Source organism: Winslowiella sp. 2C04, assembly GCF_050037805.1.
Lineage (GTDB): Bacteria > Pseudomonadota > Gammaproteobacteria > Enterobacterales > Enterobacteriaceae > Erwinia > Erwinia toletana_A.
Window position 1 is genome coordinate 2,485,543 of the sequence record NZ_CP188300.1, and the last position, 25,903, is coordinate 2,511,445.

Annotated in this window: 24 protein-coding genes; 14 read left to right on the forward strand and 10 right to left on the reverse strand. The window is 52.5% G+C overall.

Annotation, left to right across the window (positions count from 1 at the left end):
- Positions 1-288: 288 nt before the first annotated feature.
- The 9 genes from ydgT to nth all read left to right on the forward strand — a co-directional run bounded on the left by ydgT (position 289) and on the right by nth (position 7,219).
- Complete coding sequence (gene ydgT / locus ACP3TC_RS11035; RefSeq protein ID WP_313857403.1) at positions 289-504, forward strand: transcription modulator YdgT; 216 nt, start codon at positions 289-291, stop codon at positions 502-504.
- A gap of 117 nt (positions 505-621) precedes the next feature.
- Positions 622-1,065, forward strand: a complete 444-nt coding sequence (locus ACP3TC_RS11040; RefSeq protein ID WP_313857402.1) for a DUF2569 domain-containing protein — start codon at positions 622-624, stop codon at positions 1,063-1,065.
- Between the two features lie 128 nt (positions 1,066-1,193).
- Positions 1,194-1,775 carry an electron transport complex subunit RsxA gene (gene rsxA / locus ACP3TC_RS11045; protein ID WP_052898623.1) on the forward strand — a complete coding sequence of 194 codons (582 nt, stop codon included), beginning with the start codon at positions 1,194-1,196 and terminating at the stop codon, positions 1,773-1,775.
- Complete coding sequence (gene rsxB / locus ACP3TC_RS11050; RefSeq protein ID WP_313857401.1) at positions 1,775-2,353, forward strand: electron transport complex subunit RsxB; 579 nt, start codon at positions 1,775-1,777, stop codon at positions 2,351-2,353. The genes rsxA and rsxB overlap by 1 nt, the downstream gene beginning before the upstream one ends.
- On the forward strand, positions 2,346-4,199 hold the full coding sequence (gene rsxC, locus ACP3TC_RS11055; protein WP_426816455.1) for an electron transport complex subunit RsxC: 1,854 nt from the start codon (positions 2,346-2,348) through the stop codon (positions 4,197-4,199). Before rsxB ends, rsxC begins: the two co-directional genes overlap by 8 nt.
- Complete coding sequence (gene rsxD, locus ACP3TC_RS11060; RefSeq protein WP_313857398.1) at positions 4,200-5,258, forward strand: electron transport complex subunit RsxD; 1,059 nt, start codon at positions 4,200-4,202, stop codon at positions 5,256-5,258.
- A gap of 2 nt (positions 5,259-5,260) precedes the next feature.
- Complete coding sequence (gene rsxG, locus ACP3TC_RS11065; RefSeq protein WP_426816456.1) at positions 5,261-5,893, forward strand: electron transport complex subunit RsxG; 633 nt, start codon at positions 5,261-5,263, stop codon at positions 5,891-5,893.
- The gene (locus ACP3TC_RS11070; RefSeq protein ID WP_313857397.1) at positions 5,886-6,587 is read left to right on the forward strand and encodes an electron transport complex subunit E; all 702 of its coding nucleotides are present in this window, start codon (positions 5,886-5,888) and stop codon (positions 6,585-6,587) included. The genes rsxG and ACP3TC_RS11070 overlap by 8 nt, the downstream gene beginning before the upstream one ends.
- Entirely contained in the window at positions 6,584-7,219 is a 636-nt protein-coding gene (nth, locus tag ACP3TC_RS11075) for an endonuclease III (RefSeq protein WP_426816457.1), read from the forward strand. The genes ACP3TC_RS11070 and nth overlap by 4 nt, the downstream gene beginning before the upstream one ends.
- A 53-nt stretch (positions 7,220-7,272) precedes the next feature.
- On the opposite strand, the gene betA is transcribed toward nth, so the two are convergent.
- The 3 genes from betA to betI all read right to left on the reverse strand — a co-directional run bounded on the left by betA (position 7,273) and on the right by betI (position 11,123).
- A complete protein-coding gene (gene betA / locus ACP3TC_RS11080; RefSeq protein ID WP_313857395.1) occupies positions 7,273-8,919 on the reverse strand; it encodes a choline dehydrogenase in 1,647 nt (548 codons plus the stop codon).
- Between the two features lie 118 nt (positions 8,920-9,037).
- Positions 9,038-10,504 carry a betaine-aldehyde dehydrogenase gene (betB, locus tag ACP3TC_RS11085; protein WP_313857394.1) on the reverse strand — a complete coding sequence of 489 codons (1,467 nt, stop codon included), beginning with the start codon at positions 10,502-10,504 and terminating at the stop codon, positions 9,038-9,040.
- 22 nt (positions 10,505-10,526) lie between these two features.
- Positions 10,527-11,123 (reverse strand): transcriptional regulator BetI, encoded by a 597-nt coding sequence (gene betI, locus ACP3TC_RS11090; RefSeq protein ID WP_313857393.1) that lies wholly within the window; start codon positions 11,121-11,123, stop codon positions 10,527-10,529.
- A 625-nt stretch (positions 11,124-11,748) separates the two neighbouring features.
- Here betI and dtpA point away from each other — a divergent pair.
- The 4 genes from dtpA to ACP3TC_RS11110 all read left to right on the forward strand — a co-directional run bounded on the left by dtpA (position 11,749) and on the right by ACP3TC_RS11110 (position 16,170).
- The gene (dtpA, locus tag ACP3TC_RS11095; protein WP_313857392.1) at positions 11,749-13,218 is read left to right on the forward strand and encodes a dipeptide/tripeptide permease DtpA; all 1,470 of its coding nucleotides are present in this window, start codon (positions 11,749-11,751) and stop codon (positions 13,216-13,218) included.
- 177 nt (positions 13,219-13,395) lie between these two features.
- On the forward strand, positions 13,396-14,541 hold the full coding sequence (locus tag ACP3TC_RS11100) for an RHS repeat-associated core domain-containing protein (protein ID WP_426816458.1): 1,146 nt from the start codon (positions 13,396-13,398) through the stop codon (positions 14,539-14,541).
- Positions 14,542-14,634: 93 nt separating this feature from the next.
- A complete protein-coding gene (gene gstA / locus ACP3TC_RS11105) occupies positions 14,635-15,240 on the forward strand; it encodes a glutathione transferase GstA (protein ID WP_313857390.1) in 606 nt (201 codons plus the stop codon).
- Between the two features lie 117 nt (positions 15,241-15,357).
- On the forward strand, positions 15,358-16,170 hold the full coding sequence (locus tag ACP3TC_RS11110) for a Cof-type HAD-IIB family hydrolase (protein ID WP_426816459.1): 813 nt from the start codon (positions 15,358-15,360) through the stop codon (positions 16,168-16,170).
- Between the two features lie 64 nt (positions 16,171-16,234).
- Here the strand turns inward: ACP3TC_RS11110 and ACP3TC_RS11115 are convergent, their stop codons facing one another.
- Complete coding sequence (locus ACP3TC_RS11115) at positions 16,235-17,746, reverse strand: sugar porter family MFS transporter (RefSeq protein ID WP_313857387.1); 1,512 nt, start codon at positions 17,744-17,746, stop codon at positions 16,235-16,237.
- A gap of 270 nt (positions 17,747-18,016) precedes the next feature.
- A complete protein-coding gene (locus ACP3TC_RS11120; protein ID WP_313857386.1) occupies positions 18,017-18,583 on the reverse strand; it encodes an NADPH-dependent FMN reductase in 567 nt (188 codons plus the stop codon).
- A 280-nt stretch (positions 18,584-18,863) separates the two neighbouring features.
- Between ACP3TC_RS11120 and ACP3TC_RS11125 the strand changes: the two genes are divergently transcribed.
- Positions 18,864-20,627, forward strand: coding sequence for a lysophospholipid acyltransferase family protein (locus tag ACP3TC_RS11125; RefSeq protein ID WP_426816460.1), 1,764 nt, complete (start codon positions 18,864-18,866; stop codon positions 20,625-20,627).
- Here ACP3TC_RS11125 and ACP3TC_RS11130 read toward each other — a convergent pair.
- From ACP3TC_RS11130 to ACP3TC_RS11150, 5 genes are read right to left on the reverse strand one after another with little or no spacing between them, the layout of a single operon-like run.
- Complete coding sequence (locus ACP3TC_RS11130; protein ID WP_426816461.1) at positions 20,610-21,473, reverse strand: ribokinase; 864 nt, start codon at positions 21,471-21,473, stop codon at positions 20,610-20,612. The genes ACP3TC_RS11125 and ACP3TC_RS11130 overlap by 18 nt on opposite strands.
- A gap of 1 nt (position 21,474) precedes the next feature.
- Positions 21,475-22,332 (reverse strand): MurR/RpiR family transcriptional regulator, encoded by an 858-nt coding sequence (locus ACP3TC_RS11135; RefSeq protein WP_313857383.1) that lies wholly within the window; start codon positions 22,330-22,332, stop codon positions 21,475-21,477.
- Positions 22,332-23,303 carry an ABC transporter permease gene (locus ACP3TC_RS11140; RefSeq protein WP_313857382.1) on the reverse strand — a complete coding sequence of 324 codons (972 nt, stop codon included), beginning with the start codon at positions 23,301-23,303 and terminating at the stop codon, positions 22,332-22,334. Before ACP3TC_RS11140 ends, ACP3TC_RS11135 begins: the two co-directional genes overlap by 1 nt.
- A 43-nt stretch (positions 23,304-23,346) precedes the next feature.
- Positions 23,347-24,840 (reverse strand): sugar ABC transporter ATP-binding protein, encoded by a 1,494-nt coding sequence (locus ACP3TC_RS11145; protein ID WP_313857380.1) that lies wholly within the window; start codon positions 24,838-24,840, stop codon positions 23,347-23,349.
- A 19-nt stretch (positions 24,841-24,859) separates the two neighbouring features.
- The gene (locus ACP3TC_RS11150; RefSeq protein WP_313857379.1) at positions 24,860-25,900 is read right to left on the reverse strand and encodes a sugar ABC transporter substrate-binding protein; all 1,041 of its coding nucleotides are present in this window, start codon (positions 25,898-25,900) and stop codon (positions 24,860-24,862) included.
- Positions 25,901-25,903: the final 3 nt, after the last annotated feature.

The window sequence follows — 25,903 nt, forward strand, 5'->3', positions numbered from 1 at the left end:
ATAGATAAAACCAGAATCCCCAGTAATAGCGGTAGCAGGACGCCACAGATAATAATGCTGTAAACGTTTCAGCGAGTAATAATTGCATTTAAAATTTATTTTTCATTTTAAAAAAAGCTAAGGGTAACAACATCTCCTACAGACAAATCTTAAAAGAAACCATTTTGTCAGCTGTAATTACGTATTAATCTGATTTTCTCTTTTTTTTAATGCTGGGGGTATAGACAGCGCTTCCCGTCTCCCTATACTTGATAACTCACTATCACCCTACCTGACCTGACGGCCACCATGACAGCACAAGACTACCTGCTGAAGTTTCGTAAAGTGAGTAATTTAGAGACGCTGGAAAAACTTTTCGATCACCTCAACTATTCGCTGAGCGATGATAAAGAACTACTGAATATGTACCGCGCTGCCGATCATCGCCGCGCTGAATTGGTATCAGGCGGACGCCTGTTTGATTTAGGCTGCGTGCCAAAATCTGTCTGGCGCTATGTGATATAAGCACCTGACTCACTGCACCGCGCATTTTTCTGTATAATCCCCCTCCAGTTTAATGATGACAGCCTTGCCTTTTGCCAGTGCTGTCATTGCTGTTTACTCTCTGTCAGGAAACCTATCATGACTGTGCAATCTTCTGCGCCACGTATCGGCGGCTGGCTTTTCGTGCCGCTGGCGTGGCTGATTATGACGCTGCTGACCAGCACGCTGGTGGTGGCTATGTATCTCAGCGCGTTTCTAAGCCCGGATATGCGCCAGGCGTTACTCAGTCAGGAACACGCTTTTACCCTGCAATGGACGCTGTCACTGGCCACCTCGCTGGTGGTGTGGGTCTACAGCGCCTGGGTCACCTGGATATTCTGCAAGCGTTCGCGACGTCTGCCGCGCCACTACATCATCTGGCTGCTGGTGACGGTACTGCTGGCGATTAAGACCTTTGCCTTCTCGCCGGTCACAGACGGTGCGGCAATTAAGACTTTGCTGATCGCGCTGTTAGCCGCCTCGCTGCTGGTGCCCTACTTCAAACGTTCTCAACGGGTTAAGACGACATTTATTGAGCCATAACCGCTGCTATAAACGTCAATAATTTAATCCTGAGTGCTATCAGATAATAACCCCAGGGTTGGTATGTTGTGATACCGCCGCTAATGCCCGATAATAAGCGGCTTTTATTTTTTTTCCCAGGCGTAACAATGACCGAATACCTGCTTCTTTTCGTTGGCACAGTGCTGGTGAACAACTTCGTATTAGTGAAGTTTCTCGGCCTCTGTCCCTTTATGGGCGTTTCCAAAAAACTGGAGACGGCAATTGGCATGGGACTCGCCACCACCTTTGTTATCACCCTCGCCTCAATTTGCGCGTGGGTGGTTAACCATCTGATTCTGGTTCCGCTGGATCTGGTTTACCTGCGCACGCTGGCCTACATCCTGGTGATTGCGGTCACCGTGCAGTTCACCGAAATGGTGGTGCGGAAAACCAGCCCGGCGCTCTATCGCCTGCTGGGCATCTTTTTGCCCCTGATCACCACCAACTGTGCGGTGCTGGCGGTGCCATTGCTGAGCGTCAACCTGAATCACACCTTTTTACAAGCGGCAATGTATGGCTTCAGTGCGTCAGTCGGCTTCTCGCTGGTGATGGTGCTGTTTGCTGCAATGCGTGAACGCCTGGTACTGGCCGATGTGCCGTTACCGTTTAAGGGCTCGTCAATTGCGCTGGTCACTGCTGGCCTGATGTCTCTGGCCTTTATGGGCTTCTCCGGTCTGGTGAAATTCTAATGTCAGCAATCTGGATAGCAATTATTGCGTTAAGCGCCCTCAGTCTGGTGTTCGGTGGCCTGCTGGGTTACGCCTCACGTCGTTTTAAAGTAGAAGCCGACCCGATTGTCGAGCAAATCGATGAAATCCTGCCGCAGAGTCAGTGCGGCCAGTGCGGTTATCCCGGCTGTCGCCCCTATGCGGAGGCGGTCGGTAACAACGGTGAAGCGATCAATAAATGCGCCCCGGGCGGCGAACAAACCATGCTTAAGCTGGCCGGTTTGCTTAACGTCGATCCGCAGCCGATTGACGGCGACATCGCGGCCAAAGAGCCGGTGCGCACCGTGGCATGGATTGACGAAGCTAACTGTATCGGCTGCACCAAATGTATCCAGGCCTGCCCGGTTGATGCCATCGTCGGCGCAACTCGTGCAATGCACACCGTACTGAGCGACGTGTGTACCGGCTGCGATCTCTGTGTTGCTCCCTGCCCGACCGACTGCATTGAAATGCGTCCGGTTGCGACCACCACTGCCAACTGGAAGTGGGATCTCAACACGATTCCTGTCAGGGTTATTCCCGTGGAAAGTCATGCGTAATCTGTTTAATTTCTTCAAGAAAGACAAAATTTGGGATTTCGACGGCGGCATTCATCCTCCGGAGATGAAAACCCAGTCGAACGGCACGCCGCTGCGTCAGATTCCGCTGCCAGAGCGGTTTATTATTCCGCTGAAACAGCATATTGGTCATGAAGGCGAAATCTGCGTCGCGCCAGGTGACGTGGTACTGCGCGGCCAGCCGCTGACCTTTGGTCGTGGCCGGATGCTGCCGGTACATGCACCAACCTCAGGTACGGTGGAAGCGATTGCACCGCATATGACCGCGCACCCTTCAGCACTGTCCGAAATGTGCATTTTTATCACTCCCGATGGTGAAGATCGCTGGATTGAACGGCAAACCGTCAGCGACTATCGCCAGCTGGAGCGTGCCGAACTGGTCAGCCGCATTCATCAGGCTGGCGTCGCGGGCCTTGGCGGCGCAGGATTCCCGACCGGAACCAAACTGCGCGGCGGGTTAAGCGGGGTTAATACCCTGATCATTAACGCCGCCGAATGCGAACCCTATATCACCGCCGATGACCGTCTGATGCAGGACTGTGCCGACGAGATCCTTGAAGGTAGCCGCATTCTGGCGTGGATTCTACAGGCAGAAAAAGTGCTGATCGGGGTGGAAGATAATAAACCCGAAGCGATTGCCGCGCTGAAACGCGCACTGGGCGACAGCACTGATTTACAGCTGCGGGTGATTCCGACCAAATACCCTTCTGGCGGTGCCAAACAGCTGACCAAAATACTTACCGGCCGCGAAGTGCCGCACGGTGGACGCTCATCGGATATCGGCGTGCTGATGCAAAACGTCGGGACGGCTTATGCGGTTAAACGCGCGATTATTGATGGCGAACCCCTGACCGAGCGCGTAGTAACCCTGACCGGTGAGTCAGTCGCACAGCCCTGTAATCTGTGGGGGCGTCTCGGCACGCCGGTCAGCCATCTGCTGCGCCAGGTTGGTTTTGCGCCAGCCGCCGGACAAATGGTGATTATGGGTGGCCCCTTAATGGGCTTTACCCTGCCCGCGCTTGACGTGCCGATGGTGAAAATCACCAACTGCATTCTGGCCCCTTCGGCCAGCGAGATGGGTAATAACGAAGCGGAGCAGTCCTGCATTCGCTGTAGCGCCTGTGCCGACGCCTGCCCGGCGAATTTGCTGCCACAGCAGCTTTACTGGTTTAGCCAGGGTGCCGATCACGAAAAAGCGCGCTCACATCATATTGATGACTGCATCGAATGCGGCGCCTGTGCCTATGTCTGCCCCAGTAATATTCCCCTGGTGCAGTATTATCGCCAGGAAAAAGCCGAGCTGCGCGCTATCGACCTCGAAGCGCAGCGTACTGCTCAGGCTAAAGCGCGTTTCGAGGCGCGTCAGGAACGTCTGGAGCGAGAGAAGCAAGCGCGTGAAGCCCGCCACGAGCAGGCGAAGCGTAAAGTCAGCGCCAGCGATCAGGGCGAAATCGCCGCCGCGCGGGATCGCCTGAAGGCGAAAAACAGCAGCGATAGTGAGACTACTGACATACCGCAAGCGCAACAGCCTGATAACACCATGGTGAACGCACAGCGTGAAGCGCGCATCGCGCAGGCGCGGGCGCATCAGGCAGAGAAGCAGTCAGAAACCGAGCCGTTGACCCGCCAGTCTGGCGATCCGCGTAAAGCGGCGGTAGAAGCAGCCATTGCCCGCGCTAAGGCGAAAAAGGCCGAAAAAGCCGCACAGTCAGAACCGATGGCTGAAGAGACAGAATCAGACGATCCCCGCAAAGCGGCAGTGGCGGCGGCCATCGCTCGCGTAAAAGCGCGCAAAAGCGCGCAGCAGCATGTTACGCAAGAGGACTAAATGGCTTTTCGTATTGCAAGTTCGCCTTATACTCATAACCGACGCAGCACCGGTACTATTATGCTACTGGTGTTGCTGGCAGCCATTCCGGGCATGTTCGCCCAGTGGTATTACTTTGGCTATGGCAACCTGATTCAGGTCGCGCTGGCTGCGATTACCGCCTGGTCAACTGAGGGAATTATCCTCAGGTTGCGCCAGCAGCCAATCGTCGCCAATCTCGCTGATCATTCCGCACTGTTGACCGCGTTGCTGCTCGGCATCAGTATTCCACCGCTTGCCCCGTGGTGGATGATTGTGCTGGGTACTGCCTTTGCGGTGGTGATTGCCAAACAACTGTATGGCGGCCTCGGTCAAAACCCGTTTAATCCGGCGATGATTGGATATGTGGTACTGCTGATCTCTTTCCCGGTGCAGATGACCAGCTGGCTACCGCCGGAGTCATTGCAGTCGGTCACGCCTGGCCTGATGGATTCGCTGAGTATGATTTTCAGCAACCATACTCTGGCGGGAGAAACCATGCAGCATCTGCAGGTGGGTGTCGACGGTATCAGTCAGGCGACGCCGCTGGATAACTTTAAAACCGGTTTACGCGCCGGCCACAGTGCCGAACAGCTGATGGCCCAGCCGATCTACACCGGCGTGCTGGCGGGCATTGGCTGGCAGTGGGTCAACATTGGCTTCTTGCTGGGGGGGCTGTTCCTGCTATGGACCAACAGCATTCGTTGGCAAATTCCGGTCAGTTTTCTGCTGTCGCTGGCCTTCTGTTCCACTCTCGGCTGGCTGATTTCGCCGGAAAGCCTGGCGTCACCGATGATCCACCTGTTTTCCGGTGCCACCATGCTGGGGGCGTTCTTTATTGCCACCGATCCGGTCACCGCCTCCACGACAAATAAAGGCCGGTTGCTGTTTGGTGCTTTAATTGGTCTGCTGGTGTGGCTGATCCGCAGCTTTGGCGGCTATCCTGATGGCGTGGCATTTGCGGTACTGCTGGCAAACATTACCGTGCCGCTTATTGATTACTATACTAAGCCGCGCGTTTACGGACATCGTAAAGAATGAGTATGCTCGATTCGATCAGAAAAAATGGTGTCACGCTGGCGCTGTTTGCCGCGGTCACCACAGGCGTCACCGCAGTAATTAACGCGGTGACCAAACCAACGATTGAACATCAGACTGCGGTACAGCAGAAACTGCTGTTGGATCAGGTGGTTCCGCCCGAGGTTTATGACAATGCCATTCAGCAGGAATGTTACGTTGTCACGGATAAAGCGCTGGGTAATAGCAAACCGCACCATCTTTACCTTGCGCGAATGAACGATAAACCGGTTGCGGTGGCGATTGAGAGCACCGCGCTGGACGGCTATTCCGGTGAGATTCAGCTGCTGGTCGGTGCCGATTTTTCTGGCAAAGTCTACGGTACCCGGGTCGTTGAGCATCATGAGACGCCGGGCCTTGGCGATAAAATCGAACTGCGCATCTCCGACTGGATTAACAGTTTTAATGGCAAGCAGATTTCTGGCCCCGACGATCGCCATTTTGCAGTGAAGAAAGATGGCGGTGATTTCGATCAGTTTACCGGCGCAACCATCACGCCACGAGCGGTGGTCAATGCGGTCAAACGCACCACCCTGTATGTAGAAACGCTGCCAGCGCAACTTTCATCGCTGCCCGCGTGTGGAGACAACAATGAGTGAAGCGAAAACTTTACTGGTAAACGGCCTGTGGAAGAATAACTCCGCGCTGGTCCAGCTGCTGGGCCTCTGCCCTCTGCTGGCGGTGACCTCTACCGCCACCAATGCGCTGGGTCTCGGTCTGGCAACCACCCTGGTGCTGACCTGCACCAATAGCGCGATCTCCGCTTCGCGGCGCTGGGTAAAACCGGAAATTCGTATTCCGATTTACGTCATGATCATTGCTGCGGTCGTGAGCTGTGTGCAGATGTTGATCAACGCCTACGCTTACGGCTTGTATCAGTCGCTGGGGATCTTTATCCCGCTGATCGTCACCAACTGTATTGTGGTGGGTCGTGCTGAAGCCGTAGCGTCAAAAAGCAGCGTACCGCTGTCAGCGCTCGACGGCTTTGCCACCGGGATGGGCGCAACCAGCGCGATGTTTGTGCTTGGTTCAATCCGTGAAATTATTGGTAATGGCACCATCTTTAATGGTGCTGACCAGCTGCTTGGCCCTTGGGCAAAAGCACTGCGTGTTGAAGTCGTCCACTTTGATTCACCGATGCTGCTGGCGATGCTGCCACCCGGCGCGTTTATTGGTCTTGGCATGATGCTGGCCGGTAAATATATGATCGACAAAAAGATGAAAGAGCGTGCTGCGGCACGTGCTGCTGAAAACCAGGCCGCACCTGAGGGCCATACCGGGAAAGCGATGTGAACAAGGAAAAACGTCATCAGATTCTGAGCCGTTTGCGTGATAACAATCCTCACCCTACTACCGAACTGGCATTCAGCTCCTCTTTTGAGTTGCTGATTGCCGTGCTGTTCTCTGCCCAGGCAACAGACGTCAGCGTCAATAAAGCCACGGCAAAACTCTATCCGGTGGCCAATACCCCGGCCGCCATGCTGGCGCTGGGCGTTGACGGCATCAAAGAGTATATAAAGACCATCGGTCTGTTTAACAGCAAAGCAGAGAATGTGATTAAGACCTGCCGCATTCTGCTGGAGCAGCATCAGGGCGAGGTGCCGGAAGATCGCGCCGCGCTGGAAGCGCTGCCGGGCGTCGGGCGCAAAACCGCCAACGTGGTGTTGAATACCGCTTTTGGCTGGCCAACCATTGCCGTGGATACCCATATTTTTCGCGTCAGTAATCGCACGCGATTTGCGCCAGGTAAGAATGTCGAGCAGGTGGAAGAGAAGCTGTTAAAAGTCGTGCCGGCAGAGTTTAAAGTGGATTGCCATCACTGGCTGATTCTGCACGGGCGTTATACCTGCGTGGCACGTAAACCGCGCTGCGGATCCTGCCTGATTGAAGATTTATGCGAGTATAATGAGAAGGTTGAGATTTAAGTTAGTTTCAGGCGATCAGTAAGGGCGGTGAGAACACCGCCCTTGATCACAATTTAGCGCTGTAACTGATAATAGTCTGCCGTTGAACGCGCTAATGGCGCTTTACCGCGAATCGCATCGGCAATTTTTTCCGCCAGCATCACGGTAGGCGCATTCAGGTTACCGGTGACAATCTGCGGCATAATTGACGCATCGACCACACGCAGCTGCTGCATCCCATGCACGCGCCCTTGTGCGTCGACCACCGCCATTTCATCGCTGCCCATCGCGCAGCTACCACAAGGGTGATAGGCGGTCTCAGCATGCTCGCGGATAAAGGCGTCGATCTGCTCGTCGCTCTGTACCTCGATACCCGGCTGAATTTCGTCGCCGCAATACTCAGCCAGCGCAGGCTGGCGCATAATTTCACGCGTCAGGCGAACCGCTGAACGGAACTCCTGCCAGTCACGCTCTTCCGACATATAGTTGAAGAAGATCGACGGCGCGTCATACGGATCTTTCGATTTCAGTTTGATCCGTCCACGGCTCATTGAGCGCATCGGACCAACGTGAGCCTGGAAGCCATGCTCTTTAACCGGGCTGCTGCCGTTATAGTTAATCGCCACCGGCAGAAAGTGGTATTGCAGATCTGGCCAGTCTGGCTGGTCGTCACTGCGAATAAAGCCACCAGCTTCAAACTGATTACTGGCGCCGATACCGGTGCCCTTAAACAGCCACTCGGCACCAATTGCCGGTTGATTCCACCATTTCAGCGACGGATAAAGGCTGACCGGCTGTTTGCAACGGAACTGCATATACACTTCCAGGTGGTCCTGCAAATTGCGGCCCACGCCCGGCAGCGGATGTACCACATCAATATCCAGCTCACGCAGCCACTCTTCCGGCCCAACGCCGGAACGTTGCAGGATCTGCGGAGACGCAATCGCACCAGCACACAGCAGCACCTCACGGGTGGCCTGCGCCTGATGTGACTGACCTTTCACCAGCCATTTCACGCCGCTGGCGGTTTTGCCGTCGAACAGGATGCGATCGGTCTGCGCATGAGTGACAATGGTCAGATTCGGACGCTGACGCGCCACGTCCAGATAACCGCGCGCGGTGCTGGAACGGCGACCATGTGGCGTAACGGTACGGTCCATCGGGCCAAAACCATCCTGACGATAGCCATTCAGATCGTCGGTTTCATAATGACCAGCCTCGGTTGCCGCATCGATAAACGCACGGTACAGCGGATTATTGCCGCTTTTCGGCGTAGTCACGCTCAGATAGCCTTCGCCACCGTGATAATCGTTTTCACCGATATCGCGTTTCTCCGCTTTGCGGAAATAAGGCAGGCAGTTGAGATATGACCAGTCATCAAAACCGGTCTTTTTCGCCCAGTTATCGTAATCCATCGCGTTGCCACGGATGTAACACATCCCGTTAATCAGCGATGAGCCGCCCAGACCTTTACCCCGACCACACTCCATACGACGATTGTCCATATGAGGTTCCGGATCGGTTTCAAATGCCCAGTTATAACGCTTGCCCTGCAAAGGATACGCCAAAGCGGCTGGCATTTGGGTACGGAAATCCAGGCGATGATCGCGGCCGCCTGCCTCCAGTAAAAGTACCGATACGTCAGCATCCTCAGTTAATCGGGTCGCCAGTACATTGCCTGCGGAACCCGCGCCAATAATGATATAGTCAAATTTCTGCATTAAACCTCCAGCTTAACCCGCCATACTGCAGTCAGTCGCGCTGCATAAAACAGGGCGGGTATCAAATCCAGTGCCGACAACATCCGCTGTCGGCCAGAAAAACAGTATTAAAACAGGATTAAAACGCCGATGGGTACTCACCCATCTCAATCAGAATCGATTTGGTCCGCGTATAGTGTTGCAGCGTCTCCAGACCGTTTTCACGTCCCAGACCAGACTGCTTGTAGCCGCCGACCGGCATTGGAGCCGGTGATTCACCCCAGGTGTTAACCCAGCAGATACCCGCTTCCAGCTGATGAATCACCCGATGCGCACGATCAAGTGAACGGGTAAACAGTCCTGCTGCCAGCCCCAGCTCGGTATGATTCGCGCGTTCAATCACTTCCTGCTCGTCATCAAACACCAGAATGCTCATTACCGGGCCAAAAATCTCTTCACGCACGATACGCATCTCATCGTGACAATCGGTAAATACCGTTGGCTCGACGTAGTAACCTTTTGCCAGTGGGCCATGCGTTACACGGTGACCACCGGTCAGCAAGCGTGCGCCCTCTTCTTTGCCCAACTTGAGATAAGAGACCACTTTCTCGCAGTGCTCTTCACTGACCAACGGACCGAAGTTAACCTCAGGGTCGCGCGGGTCACCGCTTTTGATGTTCTCAATTTTTTGCAGCAGGCGACGTTCAAACGCATTCAGCAGCGAACGATGCACAAATACCCGCGTGCCGTTAGTACAAACCTGGCCGCTGCTGTAGAAGTTCGCCATCATTGCGCCATCTACTGCACGCTCAAGATCGGCATCGTCAAAAACGATCAGCGGTGACTTGCCGCCCAACTCCATCGTGACCTCTTTGAGGTTAGAGAGTGCCGCATCCGCCACCACGCGTTTACCGGTTTCTACCTGACCAGTGAAGGATACTTTAGCGATATCCGGATGCTGGCTCAGCGCTTTACCCACTTCGCCCGCGCCCTGCACCACGTTAAATACGCCATCCGGCAGACCCGCTTCGCTGAAGATTTTTGCCAGTTCCAGCGCGCTGAGTGGCGTCACTTCGCTCGGTTTAAAGATCATCGCATTGCCGGCAGCCAGCGCCGGAGCGCTTTTCCACAGCGCGATTTGGATCGGATAGTTCCAGGCCCCGATACCCGCACAAACACCCAGCGGCTCACGACGAGTATAGACCAGCGCACTGTCGCGCAGCGGAATCTGTTCGCCCTGTATCGCGGGTGCCAGACCGGCGTAGTACTCCAGTACATCAGCCCCGGTGACAATATCTACCGCTGCGGTTTCGCTAATCGGTTTACCGGTATCGGCGGTTTCCAGCTCTGCCAGCTGCTGATTGCGCTCACGTAACAGCGCTACGGCTTTCAGCAGGACGCGGCTGCGTTCAACCGGAGTATAGCTGCGCCAGATGCGCTGGCCTGCCAGTGATGAGGCAACGGCACGATCGACGTCCTGACGAGTGGCGGCAGTGATTTCTGCGATAACTTCACCATTAGCCGGATTGACGCTGGTGAATACCTCACCCTGGCCTGCTTCTTCACGACCATTGATATATAAACCACGACGGTTGAGTTCTGCCATAACTCCTCCTTTACTGAGGGATTTAGCGAGCTGGCCTGTTCAGCCAGAGCGCAAGATTCTGGTAACACAGTTCACGGGCCTCTTCCAGACCGTGGGCCATCGGTTGTGGTGCCAGCGTCATACGCAGCCAGAGACCATCAACTAACGCTGCCAGGCTACTACCGGCCTGACGTGCCTGTTCGCGCGGTAACACGCGAGCAAACTGTGCGGTGATATTGGAGTGCAGCCGGCGATCGTTGACGCGCTGCAAACGCTGTAAATTTTTCTGATGCAGACTGTTGGTCCAGAACACCAGCCAGGTTTTCAGCACCGGTGCCGCTACCTGCGTTAAATCGAAGTTGCCGTCGATAATCGCCCGGATCTGCGCCTGCGGCGTATCCTCAGCCTGAAAACGATGACGCTCTACCGCAAGGTAAAGATCGGTCAGAATCTGCCGCATGCAGGCATCCAGCAGGCCGTTCTTGTCGCCAAAGTAATGGCTGACAATGCCGGTCGATACGCCGGCCTCTTTCGCGATAACCGCAATGCTGGCTTCTGCCAGTCCGACGCGGTCAATAACCGTCAATGTTGCGTTAATCAGCTGTGCCTGACGGATGGCTTTCATTCCAACTTTTGGCATCGTTTCATCGGTTCCGACTATTGAATAAGGTTAATACTAGCCTTTTTATATTGAACGTTCAATCAATAAAAACCAGTTTTAATAACAATCGGGCAACAAAGCCATGTTACTTATAGGGATAAATAGCCTGAAAACCGCCTGTTAATGCCAATACTATTAGCTTGTTTCGCTGGCTAAAATATTGTTTTAATTCGTGATCTACATCACATATAAAGACGCCAGTCTCAATTCTTCAGCTAAAAATGCAGCAACTCGAATAAAAAATCAGCAAATCAGGCATTAACAGTTTTTTAATCCATAAAAATTAACTATAACCGCCGTAAATTTTGCACTGGCGTCTTACCGAGCTTTATATCACTTTTGCACAAAATCACCCGACACTCCAGAGTAATATTTCTGCCTAATTACCACTACCGACATTTAACACCGTTTAACAGCCATTATTACCTTAATTAACACTACAATCATCAGGTGTACCAGAAGATGAAAAAAGGCTTGCCTGATGCCGCAGGATCAGCGAAATTAACCGCCGTTTTTCACTTCTTATAACAACGCACCGAATACACTGCCGGTATTACGCGTGCTTAATTCCCGATGCGAAATTGGCATCTATCCAGAGGTACAAGTGTCAACTGCAAACAAACACACTGATGAGGTTAGCCTCAATGCGTTCAAACAGCCAAAATCGTTCTATCTGATTTTTTCGATCGAATTATGGGAACGTTTTGGTTACTACGGCCTGCAAGCCATCATGGCGGTTTACCTGGTCAAAATGCTGGGGATGTCCGAAGCCGACTCCATTACCCTGTTCTCTTCGTTCAGTGCACTGGTGTATGGTCTGGTTGCGGTCGGCGGCTGGCTGGGTGATAAAGTGCTGGGTACTAAGCGCGTTATCGTGCTGGGTATTCTGGTGCTGGCGACCGGTTATGGTCTGGTTGCCTGGTCAGGACACGATCAAAGTATGGTCTATATCGGCATGGCGACCATCGCCGTCGGTAACGGTCTGTTTAAAGCTAACCCTTCTTCGCTGCTGTCAACCTGCTACGCCAAAGATGATCCGCGCCTCGACGGTGCTTTCACCATGTATTACATGGCGATTAATATCGGTTCGTTGTTCTCCATTATGGCAACGCCATGGCTGGCAGCGAATTACGGCTGGAGCGTGGCCTTCTCGCTGTCATTTGTCGGTATGCTGATTACGCTGGTTAACTTCCTGTTCTGCCGTCGCTGGGTAAAAGATCACGGCTCTAAGCCAGATTTCGCGCCGGTCAATATCAGTAAACTGCTGATGACCCTTGTCGGTATTCTGGTCGTGGTTACCATTGCGACCTGGCTGCTGCACAATCAGGAGATTGCACGTATTACTTTAGGCTGTATTGTGCTGGGTATCGTGCTGCTGTTTGGTAAAGAAGCTTTCGCGATGAAGGGCGCGGCACGCCGTAAGATGATCGTTGCTTTCCTGCTGATGCTGGAAGCGGTAGTGTTCTTTGTGCTTTATAGCCAGATGCCAACCTCACTCAACTTCTTTGCTATCCGTAACGTTGAGCACAGCCTGATGGGCATTACTTTCCAGCCTGAGCAGTATCAGGCGCTGAACCCGTTCTGGATTATGGTCGGCAGCCCGATTCTGGCGGCTATTTACAATAAGATGGGTGATCGTCTGCCAATGCCGCACAAGTTTGCCTTTGGTATGGTGCTCTGCTCTGCTGCGTTTCTGGTTCTGCCGCTCGGCACCAAATTCGCCAGCGATCTCGGTATTGTTTCAGTAAGCTGGCTGATTCTCAGCTACGCGCTGCAAAGTATTGGTGAGCTGATGATCTCTGGTCTGGGACTGGCAATGGTCGCTCAGCTGGTGCCACAGCGTCTGATGGGCTTTATTATGGGCGCATGGTTCCTCACCACCGCTGGCGCGGCAATTATTGCCGGTAAGATCGCCAACCTGATGGCGGTGCCGGAGAACGTTACCGACCCGCTGCAGTCGCTGCACGTCTATGGTGATGTATTCCTGCAAATTGGTATTGCGACCGGCGTCATTGCGGTGCTGATGCTGCTGACCGCCCCGCTGCTTAACCGTATGACTCAGGGTGACGCGTAGCCCTGAGCTGCGTTTCATCACCAACCGCCTGCATGCAGGCGGTTTTTTTTTGCCTTTTCACCGTCGCTGTCACGTTGTGATAGCGCACCCGCAATGATATTTCTGAGGTTGTTTCACTGCTGACTTCACCCGCGCTGATGATATGACTGAGCTTCTTTAGTCAGCCAGAGTGTATTTATGAACAGCTTTATTTTGGGATTTAACGGGGAACGTCAGGACCCGGTCAGTGAAAATTATCATCCGGGAAAGGGATACCGTGCGTACAACCCCGCGTTGCTGCGGTTTAACTGTCCCGACAGTTACAGTCCGTTTGGTGCAGGGGGGATTAATCCGTATGGCTGGTGTGCAGGCGATCCGATCAATCGTGCCGATCCAGACGGTCACAGCAGCTGGCAAAGCTGGCTGGGTATTGGAATGGGCATCGCCGGACTGGCGCTGGCGCTGTTTACCGGCGGTAGTTCGATAATCGCCGCAGGCAGCGTGATATCCGCCATTGAATCGTCTTCTGCCGGCGCATTGCTGGTCGGGGGAGCCGGTATGCTGTCAGATGTGACCGCCATCGCCAGCGGCGTGCTGGAGACAAAAAATCCTCTGACTTCACAGATCCTGAGCTGGGTTTCGTTAGCGGCTGGCGTAATCGGTCTGGCACACGGCCTCAGCTCCACTGCGCAGAGCAGCGCCCGGTTGACCAGAACAACCACCCTCGGCTGGGAGACCATCCAACACATCAACGTCTTCGGATACGCTAATCTGGAGTTTGCCGAGGAGCAGGATAACTTTATGAATTATCTGTTTGAGGATATCCACCGTGGTCGTCTGAAGCCCAGACTGACTGTCGTTGCGCATGGTCATTTTGAACGCGGGACCGCGCGTATTCTGCTGGATAATGTCGCAGACATGGTTTACGACGGTACCGATTTCGCCAATCAACTGCGCGCAAGTGGCTATGATTTTAATCATTACTCTTCGATAAGAGCCGTAATGTGTCATTCCGCAGAAGGCGGATGGAACAGCTTTGCCGCACAGATAGCCTATGTCAGCGGACTCCCTGTCACCGGCTATCTCGGTGAGGTCTCGGTTGAGACCGAAGGTATCGATGATATTATGCAGAACGCCTATCTTGATACATTTCAGAGGACAGGCGATGTGATTGCATCATTACAGGCAGCCGATCGTGAAACCGTAGCCGAACTGAATGTATTCAGAACCAATTTTACTACCCAAGGCACCGGAGCATTTTATATTCTCAAAAATGACCCGTTATATAATTATAATCCGGTCACCTATTTTCCAGATGGCAGGCGGATGTACCGAAATTATTGATGGCTGTCACCATCGCGCAGATCATCACTGACAACCGGCGTTTCCGGCACTAAGATGATGAGATCCTTTTTCTCTGAGCTTCAGGAGCATCAAATGAAACTGTTCAGTAAACCCGGCGCCTGTTCACTCTCGCCACATATTGTGCTGCGTGAGTGCGGCCTCGACTTCACCCAGGTTAATGTCGATCTGGCCAGCAAGAAAACCGAAAGCGGTGAAGATTATCTGCAAATCAATGCCAAAGGACAGGTTCCGGCGCTGCTGCTGGATGATGGCGGCCTGCTGACCGAAGGGGTTGCTATCGTCCAGTATCTGGCGGATCTGAAAGCCGATCGCCAGCTGTTGGCCCCGTCCGGTAGCCTGACGCGTTACCACACGATTGAATGGCTGAATTATATCGCCACTGAACTGCATAAAGGCTTTAGCCCGTTATTTAACCCGGCGACGCCGGAAGAGTACAAACAGCTGACGCGCAGCCAGCTGGAGAAGAAGTTTCAATACGTCAACAGTCAGCTGCAGGAGAAACAGTGGCTGATGGGTCTTCGCTTTACCGTCGCCGATGCCTATCTGTTTACCGTTACTCGCTGGGCGCGCGCGCTGAAACTGAATCTTGACGGTCTTGATGCGTTAAATGACTGGATGGAACGGGTGGCTGAGCGCCCTGCTGTCGCTGCGGCTTTAAAAGCTGAAGGACTGGTCTGACGCCACATCAGTAGCATAAAAGGGGAAAGTTCTGGTCAGCTTTACCCCTTTTAAATTTTCTTTAAGCGAATAAACTGGCACTAACTTTGCTTTTTAATCTTACTTAAAGGTGCCGGTATGTCAGTAAAATTAATTGCCGTCGATATGGATGGAACCTTTCTCAGTGACAACAAAAGTTATAACCGGGCGCGCTTTAACCTTCAGTACCAGCAAATGCAGCGCCAGGGGATTAAGTTTGTCGTCGCCAGCGGAAACCAGTTTTATCAGCTGACCCGCTTTTTCCCTGAAATTGCCAGCGAGATTACCTTTGTTGCCGAGAATGGCGCATACGTATTCAGTGAAAATAAACCGCTGTTCTGTGGTCATATCCCCTTTACTGATGTGCGTCATATAATGGCTGAACTGGCGCAAATGGAGCAGGTATACACGGTAGTTTGCGGCGAGCAAGGTGCCTGGCTGCACCATACAGCGCCAGATTCCGTGGCCGCGCTGATGTCGCGTCATTATTATCGCCTGCAGCGCTACCATGACGTGGCAGAGCTGCCGGACGATATCTTTAAATTTGCCCTGACGCTGGACGATTCCCTGATACCACAACTCTCTGCGCATCTGGGCACCGTGCTCAACGGCAGCGTCACGCCTGTCACCAGCGGGTTTGGGTTTGTTGACCTGATTATTCCTGGCGTTCATAAAGCTAACGGCCTGAAGATCCTGCAACAGCACTGGGATATTGATGATGCGGCAATGCTGGCATTCGGCGACAGCGCCAATGACAAGGAAATGCTGACGATGGCCGGATATAGTTTCAGTATGGCTAATGCCAGTGAAGAGATTAAACAGGTGGCACGCTATCAGGCCGGGCATAATAATGAGGAAGCGGTGCTGGATATCATTGATCAGGCACTGGAAGGTTGTGCCCCTTTTTACTGAGCAGATTAAGGAAAACGCCGTCCAGCCGGTTTCCACCGGAAACTGACTGAATGGCGTATTCCAGTTACATATTTTCTACTTTACTGACGCTGACGTTATTCGCTGGCGCGTTAACATGAAATTTCTCCAGTACCAGATGCTGGATTTTTTCCAGTGAAACCCCGGCGGTTTCCGGCAGGTAACGGAAGGTGAAGAAATACATCCCCAGTGAGAATACCGCAAACAGCAGCAGCGGAAAGCCGCCGTGAAATATCTCCAGCAGCCACGGATTGCTGTTCATAATCGGGAAAGTGGTACTGATAATAAAGTTAGCCACTGACATCATACAGATCGAGATACCGACGCAGACCGCACGAATCTCAGTCGGAAACAGCTCGCCCAGTACTGTCCAGACAATTTGCCCCCAGGTGATGCCGAAGAAAATCATATAAGCGAACAGGCCAATCACCGCCAGCATACCCGGCAAATGATAGTAGAAAGCCACAAATGAATAGGTAAGAAACACGCAGGAAGCAATTGCGCCCATTAACAGCAGCTTGCGACGCCCTACTCTATCAATCAACGACATACCGATTAACACCCCGACGAACTGACAGACAGAAAGCCAGAAGGTCTGCAGCAGCGCCGATCCAGCGTCAGGAAAGACATTTTTCAGCAGCGAGGGACCAAAATACTGAATCACGTTAATCCCGCTGATTTGGTTGCCTACGGCCAGACCAATGCCGACAATCAGTAACGGAACGGTGGTTTTATTTAATCTGAAGCGGGTAGTATGAGTCTGCGCGGCATTCTGTGGTAACGACGATTTTATTTCGTTGAATACCGTCTGCGCATGTTTACCATTGGAAATTTTAGTCAGGGTATCCAGTGCGGATTTATCACGCCCTTTCAGCACGTTCCAGCGAGGTGACTCCGGAATAAAAATCACAAACAGAATAAATAATGCGCAGGGAACCAGCGCAGTCGCCAGAATATAGCGCCAGCCGATATCCACCATCGCCTCCGGCAGCATCGACTGATGAATATAGTAGTTAGTCAGCAGCACTACTGACTGGCCTCCGACGCAACAAACAGAATAGAGCGCAGTGGTTCTGCCGCGAAACTTTGAAGGTGACAGTTCAGCGAGATAGATCGGCGAAATCACCGACGCCAGACCAATCGCCAGCCCACCAAGCATGCGCGCAGCCACAAATACGGTAAAATTGTGTGCTACCGCAGTGCCTGCAACCGAGAGAGTAAAAATCAGTGCCGTAATGGCCAGCGATTTTTTACGCCCCAGTTTGTCACTGAGTTTCGGTGCCAGAAAACAGCCGACCAGACTTCCCAGCAGAATATTGGACACTGCCCAACCGGTTTCTGCCGGAGAGAGTCGGAAATGCTCACTGAGCGGTTCGATTGCTCCGGATATAATCGAAGAGTCGTAGCCCAACAACAGTCCGCCAAATGCCGCGACCGTACAGCAGAGCATAACGTACTTCATGTTATAACGCGTTTGCCTGGTTTCCATCGTTCTCGCCCTTATCGCTGCGTTACGCAGGTTCTTATCAATGACAGATTTGCTTGCAGATGGCGTCATTCAGATGCGCCATCATCATTGAAATATATTTTCTAATTACAAAAATATCGAACCATTCATTCTGTTTATGTGGGCGAGTTAAAACTTTTTTTTCAACCGGGTGTAAGCGAGAAACCTCTTCTCCTGGTCAGAAGAAATCAGTATACAGAGGAAATGAAGGAGACAAATGCATCACTGAAATTTGAAGAAAATCAGTAAGTCAGACTGGAGCATCCTAAATAACCGTGGCTGTGATGCCGCATCGAATGATACGGCATCAACTCAGGCAAGCTAGTTCTTCTGACGTACCAGCGCCGCCAGCGCGGCAATTTGTTGGGTCAGATGCTGCCGTGTACTTTCATCGGTAATTTCGCCCGATTCAGCATTAATTCGCGCCGCGGCCTGGCCGATCATAATTTCTGGTTTATTCAGTACCTGCGCATCCAGGAACACCATCACCTGGCGCAGATGGTACTGGGCGCGCGCGCCGCCAATCATGCCCGGCGACGCAGTCTGAATCGCCACCGGCTTTCCGGCAAAAGGCGTTTCTGGCAAGCGTGAAATCCAGTCCAGCGCATTTTTCAGCGCGCCCGGAATCGAATAGTTATATTCCGGCATCACGATAATCACGCCGTCTGACTGAGCAATTGCCTGCCCCATCGCCTGCACCGCCGGAGGAAATCCGCTTGCCTGAATATCGGCATCGTAGTGTGGCAGCTCACTGATTGAACCAAGCGCACTGATCTCCACCCCTTCAGGTGCCAGTGCCGGCAGATTATTCGCCACTACGGCATTTAATGAGGCTTTACGTAAGCTTCCCAGTAACGTCACAAACTTCACAGTACGCACTTCAGACATAGGCTTCTCCTAATCAACATTGATTGTTTGAAAAAAATAATGTTCCAGTTAACAGCCAGCTGCAAGTTTTATCCAGCAACAATCTGGATTCTCTGTTGGATATGCCCCCATTGTTGCAACAGTGAAACAATACCGTTAGTGGGTTTATTTCGATTAACATTCGACCGCCCAGCGTTTTTTTGCGCACACGTCTGTCCGACTAACACGATTATCATTTAACGGTAATCAAATCGTCATCCCGGCTGTTTACTGTCGCGAAAAAGCCTCCGGAGAGATAACCGTGTTCACACTCGAAACCGTCCTCGACGATCTTTATCCGCAGCGCAAAACGCCGGGCTGGCAAAAAAAGGTGCTGCGGATCCTGCTGCATGAAAAAGAGTTTCAGCAATTTAACCAGCATCATCGCCACCTGAAAGGGCTGGATAGGGTGGAACAGGTACTGGAGTATCTCGATATCCGCTGTGAACTGAGCGAGCGCGATCTGGAGCAGATCCCCAGCCAGGGTCCGGTGGTTATCGTGGCCAATCATCCACTCGGCACGCTGGATGGGCTGGCACTGCTGCATGCAGTGTCGCAGGTGCGGCGCGATGTTAAAATTGTCACTAATCGCCTGCTGAACTGTCTTGAATCACTGCGCAGTCTGATGGTGCCGGTGGACAACATGGGCAATCGCACCAACCGCCAGCAGTTAGCACTGATGCAGGAGCAACTTGAGAATCACGGGGTGCTAATCTTTTTTCCGGCCGGTGAAGTGTCGCGCTTTGGCAGTAAAGGCGTCAGGGACGGAAAATGGCGCCACGGCTTTATTCGCCTCGCCGCACGATTCCGGGCACCGATTGTGCCGGTTCACATCAGCGGGCGTAACAGTATGCTGTTTTATGCCACCTCGATTATTTATCAACCGCTGTCGATGTTGCTGCTGGTGCGCGAAATGTTTAAGCATCGCGGGGCTCGGCTTAAACTTAAAATTGGCGCATGCATTCCCTTTGCCAGCTGGCATGACGGTCATACGCCAGCAAAGCAGCTGGCTAAGCGTTTCCGACGTCATCTTTATCGCATTGCCCGGAACAAATCCGCACTGTTTCAGACCGAACCGGCGATTGCTCGTGCGGAGGATCGCGCGGTGCTGAAGCGCGCGCTGGCAGAATGTGAAGTGCTTGGGCACCTTGCCGATGGCAAAGTGATCTATCTTTACCGTCGCAACGGTGAAGACTATGTGCCCATTCTGCGTGAACTGGGGCGGCTGCGTGAAATTGCCTTTCGCGCGGTGGGTGAAGGCAGCGGCAAACGACGCGATCTGGATGACTATGACGACGACTATTATCATCTGATTCTGTGGGATCAACAGGCGCTGGATATTGTCGGTGCTTACCGTTTTCTCCCGACCGCTGATCAGCTGGCGCGCAAAGGCGTGAATGGCATCTACAGCCAGAGCTTGTTTCATTACGACAACCAGATGAACCCGGTGCTGTTGCAGGGCATTGAGCTGGGGCGCAGTTTTATTCAGCCGGCATACTGGGGCAAACGCGGCCTGGATTATTTGTGGCTGGGAATAGGCGCTTATCTGGCGAAATATCCGCAATATCGCTATCTGTTTGGGCCGGTATCGATCTCCGGCGGGATGCCGATAGCGGCTCGCGATCTGCTGGTGGCCTTTTACCGTCTCTACTTCGCGCCAACGATGCCGCTGGCGACCTCACGCCGTCCGTGGCCAGCCTCGCTCCCTGCGGTGCTGGCGCAGTTTACCGGTGACAATTACGCGGAAGATTTAAAGCGCCTGAAGCAACTGCTGAATAATCTGGGTACTGCGATTCCGCCGCTGTATAAACAGTATTCTGAGCTGTGCGAACCGGGTGGCGTGCAGTTTATTGATTTCGGCAGCGACCCGGCTTTCAACCACTGTGTTGACGGGCTGGTGCTGGTGGACCTGACCCAGCTTAAAGCCTCGCGCTATCAGCGCTATATCGCCGTTCACCTTGCGGCGTCGCAGGAACGGCTAACGCATGGCGCAAGTGTTCCGTCAGTGTCAGATCGGCTGTCGTGAAACATGTTCCGCTGCGGCCTGATTAGCCAGAGTCACCGCCTCAGCTAAAGAGTGCTGCCGCAATAAGGCTGCGGCTAAAACCCCCATAAAACAGTCACCTGCACCGTGAGTACTGACCAGCACCACCTTCTCTGCCGCCAGCGACTGGCAACTCTGCCCCTGCTCGCACCAGGCGACGCCATATTCTCCGGCTGTCACCACCACCGCCGGAAACTGACGGCTTAATGACTCCGCGGCCAGACAGGCACTTGCTAAGTCAGCCACTTTCAACCCGCTAAGATCGCGTGCCTCAACCGCATTGACCACCAGCAAATCCACCGCTGCGCGCATTTCGACACTGATTTCACGGGCCGGTGCCGCATTCAGGCACACCGTAACGCCGCGCAGTTTCGCTTGCGCAGCGGCACTGACATTCACACTTTCAGGTACTTCATTCTGCAATAACAGCATGACACTATTTTGCCATGCGCTGTCTACGGTAAACTGTGCCGGATCGATAGCGTTATTGGCATTGGATACCACCACGGCGCCATAATCATTTTCCGCATCGAGAATTGCCACACTCATGCCTGAAGGCACCGAATCCAGCACCGCAACCCGCTGCGTATTAACGCCAGCGTGATTAAGTTGCGAAAGTAAAAATTTTCCCTGGTCATCGTCGCCCACTGCACCGATAAAGCTCACCTCTGCACCCGCTCGGGCGGCAGACAAAGCCTGATTGCCGCCTTTACCGCCAAATTTATATGCGCAGTCAGTACCCATCACGGTTTCGCCTTTTTCAGGGCGATGGTGTGCCTGGAGCATAATGTCGTAATGGAGACTACCAGTGACTACTATTTTACCCATGCTAATATTCTCTTAAATTCTGGACCGCCTGCTGAGTTTTAATCAGATTCCTTTCTGCTTTATTAAGATCCTTTTTCGCAATAGCCACAAACAATGCGTCCAGTATATTCAGCTGTGCAATGCGTGACGCTGCGTTTTCCCCCAGCAAATGAGAGCCCTGCGAAGTTGAAGTGAGCACCACATGCGCATCGCGCGCAATGGGCGACTCGGAGTAATTAGTAATAGCAATAACCCGGGCACCGTTACGCGCCGCCAGTTTAATCGGCTCATTAACGGCGCGTGTGGCACCGGAATGACTGATTGCAATTACCACATCATCGTCCGATAAAATCGCTGCTGACATCAGCATAATATGTGCATCATCGTATGCTGTGGTTTTAATTCCAATTTTAAGCAGTTTATGCGACAGGTCGCGCGTCACTGCGGCAGAGCCACCCACCGCATATAAGTCGATATGTCGTGCTTTAAAAAGAATATCAGCAGCGCGATTGAATTCAGAAACATCGAGAATAGACAGCGTTTCTTCAATTGCCTGAATCGATGTTCGGAAAACTTTTGACAGTAATTGTTCCGATGAGTCACCAGGTTCTATTTCCGCATGCAGTCCTGCCACTTCAGAGTAATTATAGTAAACCAGACTGCTTCTGAAATCCCGAAAGCCCGAGAAGTTAAGCTTTTTGGCTATTTTTACTATCATGGCATCAGAAACATTATTTTCCTGAGCAATTTCTTTCAACGTTGTCTGCTCGGATAAATCGGTTCTGGCTGTAATCGACTCCACGACTTTTCTTTCCAGTGGCGTCAACATTGGCAAACGCATACGAATTTGAGCACCTATTGCTTTCGGATCCTGATTCATTACTTGCCTCGAGTCGCTCTGTCAATCAACATGGCTATGATAATTATTAGGCCAGTAGCAAGCAATTGATAAAACGCCTGAATATTCAGAAGCGTCAGGCCGTTACGCAGCGATCCGAGAATAATTGCGCCAACAATGGTGCCAATCACACTGCCTTTGCCACCCATTAATGAGGCGCCACCAATCGCCGCCGCCGCAATCGCATCCAGCTCCCATAAATTTCCCATCGTCGGCTCAGCCGCGCCGAGACGACCGATTAAAATCAGCGACGCCAGCGAGGCTAATACACCCGAGATAACAAACACCGTCACTTTGGTTCTTTTTACCGGCACGCCAGCCACCCGGGCGGCTTCCTCATTACCGCCTACCGCCAGAATGTACTCACCAAGCGGGGTTTTATTCATAATGACCCACAGCGTAACTGCCACCACCACCACAATCACAATCGGCGTGGGAATCCCCAGCACGGTACTGTTGATTAAACTGCGAAACTCCATCGGAATGCCGAAGATGGGATTGCCGCCGGTAAAAATTAACGACAGCGCGCGAAACAGCGACAGGCCACCAAGGGTAACGATAAACGGTTGCAGTCCGGCATAAGCCACTAACGTGCCGCTGAAAATACCGCACATCGCGCCGACTCCCAGCGTCGCCATAATCGCCAGCGGCACCGGCACGCCGGAAACCATCAGGGTAGCGCCTAATACCGCAGATAACGCCGCTGTCGGCCCGACCGAGAGATCAATACCACCGGAAATAATCACCAGCGTCATTCCCAGCGCAATAATGGCATTAATCGAAGACTGTTGCAGAATATTAAGCAGATTAGGCAGGGTAAAAAATACCGGTGACAGCATCGAAAAAGTGAAAAGAATAATCAGTAGCCCAATCACCGTTCCTGCATCACGCAGATTAAATTTAAACAGCGCAGAAGGATGTCCTGCAGGCTGAGTTTTACCTTGTGTCATCATAACGAGTGCCTTAATGATAAATGTAGGTTGCAGAGCAAGTTATTTATTTACGATCGCTAATCGCATAACGGGCGATGTTTTCTTCTGTTATCTCATCACCTTTAAGCTCAGTAGTAATCTTACCTTCGCGCATCACCAGTACGCGGTCTGATATACGGATAATTTCCGGCATTTCAGACGAGACCACCACGATAGCTTTTCCCTGCCGGGCTAACTTTTCAATTAAATTATAAATTTCAGACTTGGCACCAATATCGATACCCCTGGTGGGTTCATCAAAAAGAAACACCTTGGTGTCCGCCACTACCCAGCGGCCAATAATCACCTTCTGCTGATTGCCACCACTTAATGTGCCGATGGGCTTTTCAATATTCAGGGGCCGCAGATTCAGATCGGTCATAACGTCCAGCGCCACCTGATTCAGTTTATTTTTTTTCAGCAGGCCGCTGCGGGTAAAATTGCCCAATGATGGTAGCGCGACGTTCATTTTTACCGCCCGCTCTTTAATAATGCCCTCTTTTTTACGGTCTTCCGGAACCAGCCCGATGCCGGCGCGGATCGCCGAACGTACATTAAGATTGTTCACTGCCTTGCCATCAACAATCACTCTACCACTGGTTTTGCTGTCGATACCGGCAATCAGTTTCAGCAGTTCAGTCCGCCCCGCCCCCACCAGCCCGGCGATACCCAGCACTTCCCCTGCCTTGACGCTAAAGCTGGCAGGCAACACGGTCTGACCACGCTCAAGGCCTTCAACCCGCAGCAGCTCCTTATCACCGACAAACGACTGATGCTGGATCTTTTCAATCTTACGCCCAACCATTTTGGTGACAATGGTCTCCTCCGTCTCATCACGGATATTAACCACCCCCACCTGTTTGCCATCGCGCATAATGGTGGCGCGGTCACAGACTTTAAATATCTCATCCATTTTGTGTGAGACGTAAATCAATGACACATTCATGGATTTCAGATCGGCGATTAACTCCGCAAGCCGTTCAAACTCTGTTGGCGTCAGGCTGGAAGTAGGCTCATCCATGGCGATGATTTTTGCCTCATCCAGCAACGCCCGAGCAATTTCGACAATCTGCTGTTGCGAAACCTTCAGGTTTTTAATCGGCTCATCAGGATTAATCGACGGATCAAGACGCCTGAGAATCGCCACCGCCTTCTTATACTGCGCTTTACGATCGACAAACAGGCCGCGAAAGCGAGTTAATGGCCGACCAAGAAACATATTCTGCGCGACGGAGAGTTCCGGAACGTGCTGTAACTCCTGATGAATCATGGCAATGCCAGCATGTCGCGCCGAAAGCGGATTTTTCATCTGCACCAGTTGCCCGTCGACCCTGATTTCCCCCTCATCAGAGGCGCGCACGCCGGAGAGAATATTGAGCAAAGTTGATTTCCCCGCGCCGTTTTCACCAATTAACGCGTGTACTTCGCCATGCCTGACCGAAAAATCCACGCCCTGCACCGCGGCGATATTGCCATAGGTTTTGCTGATGCCGCGCATCGTCAAACAATCGTGTTCCATACAGCCTCCGTCACTTTACTTACTGCTGTAACAGCAGCTGGCGCAGTTTCTCATTATCTTTAGTCGAGAATGCCTCTGCGTTTTCTTTAGTGATCAGCGCCTGAGGTGTAGAGATCACGCGTGATAATTTCTGCCCATTTACCAGACGAACCATCACTTCCATTGCCACTTCACCAGTCAGAACCGGGAAGCTGTCGACGGTACCGGTCAGTTCACCGCGCTTGATGGAAGCATAGGCATCAGAAATACCGTCGGTGCCAAACACCGCTACCTGCTTGCTTTTACCCAGTGAATTCACCGCCTCCACGACGCCGAGCGCCATGCCGTCATTGTTGGCGTAGAAGCCAATTAAATCCGGGTGCTGCTGTAAAATAGTTGCCGCCGCGTTATAGGCATTTTCACGGCTCCAGTTTGCCGGCACGCTGGCAACAACCTGAAACTTCCCGTTGGCTTCAAGGGTTTCTTTAAAGCCTTTGGTACGCTGCGCCGCTGCATAAACGCCAGGCTGGCCTTCGATTACCGCCACTTTTCCGCCCTGAGGTTTATGCTTAATAAACCAGTTAGCCACCCGGACGCCGTTATCTTTCTGCACATTACCAACGTAGTAAGCCGCATTGGGCATTACCGCGTCATTGACGTTCACCACCGGGATACCTTTACTTTTGGCAGTCTCATACGCCGGCTGTAAATTGGCGTCGGTCTGCGGTGAAACCAGCAGGCCATTAAATCCCTGAGCGATCAATGTCTCAGCGATGGATAATTGTCCGAGCTGATCGTCTTCATTGGCGGCGGCCTGGTAAGCCACGGTAAAGCCATGTTTATCGGCAAAGGCTTTATAGCCGTCGCCAAGTGAACGCCAGTATTCATTGGTCAGGGTTTTCGATACGCCGCCAATTTTCAGTTTACCGTCCGCTGCAGGCAGTGGTCCGTATTTGGTCGCCAGTTCGGTCCACTCGGTACGATCCTTTTCGGTATCAGACTGCAGTGGAGTTAAATCGGCGGCAAAAACGCTGGTGCAAAACAAGCCTGAGGCGAGTACAGAAAGTAATGTTTTTTTCATTTT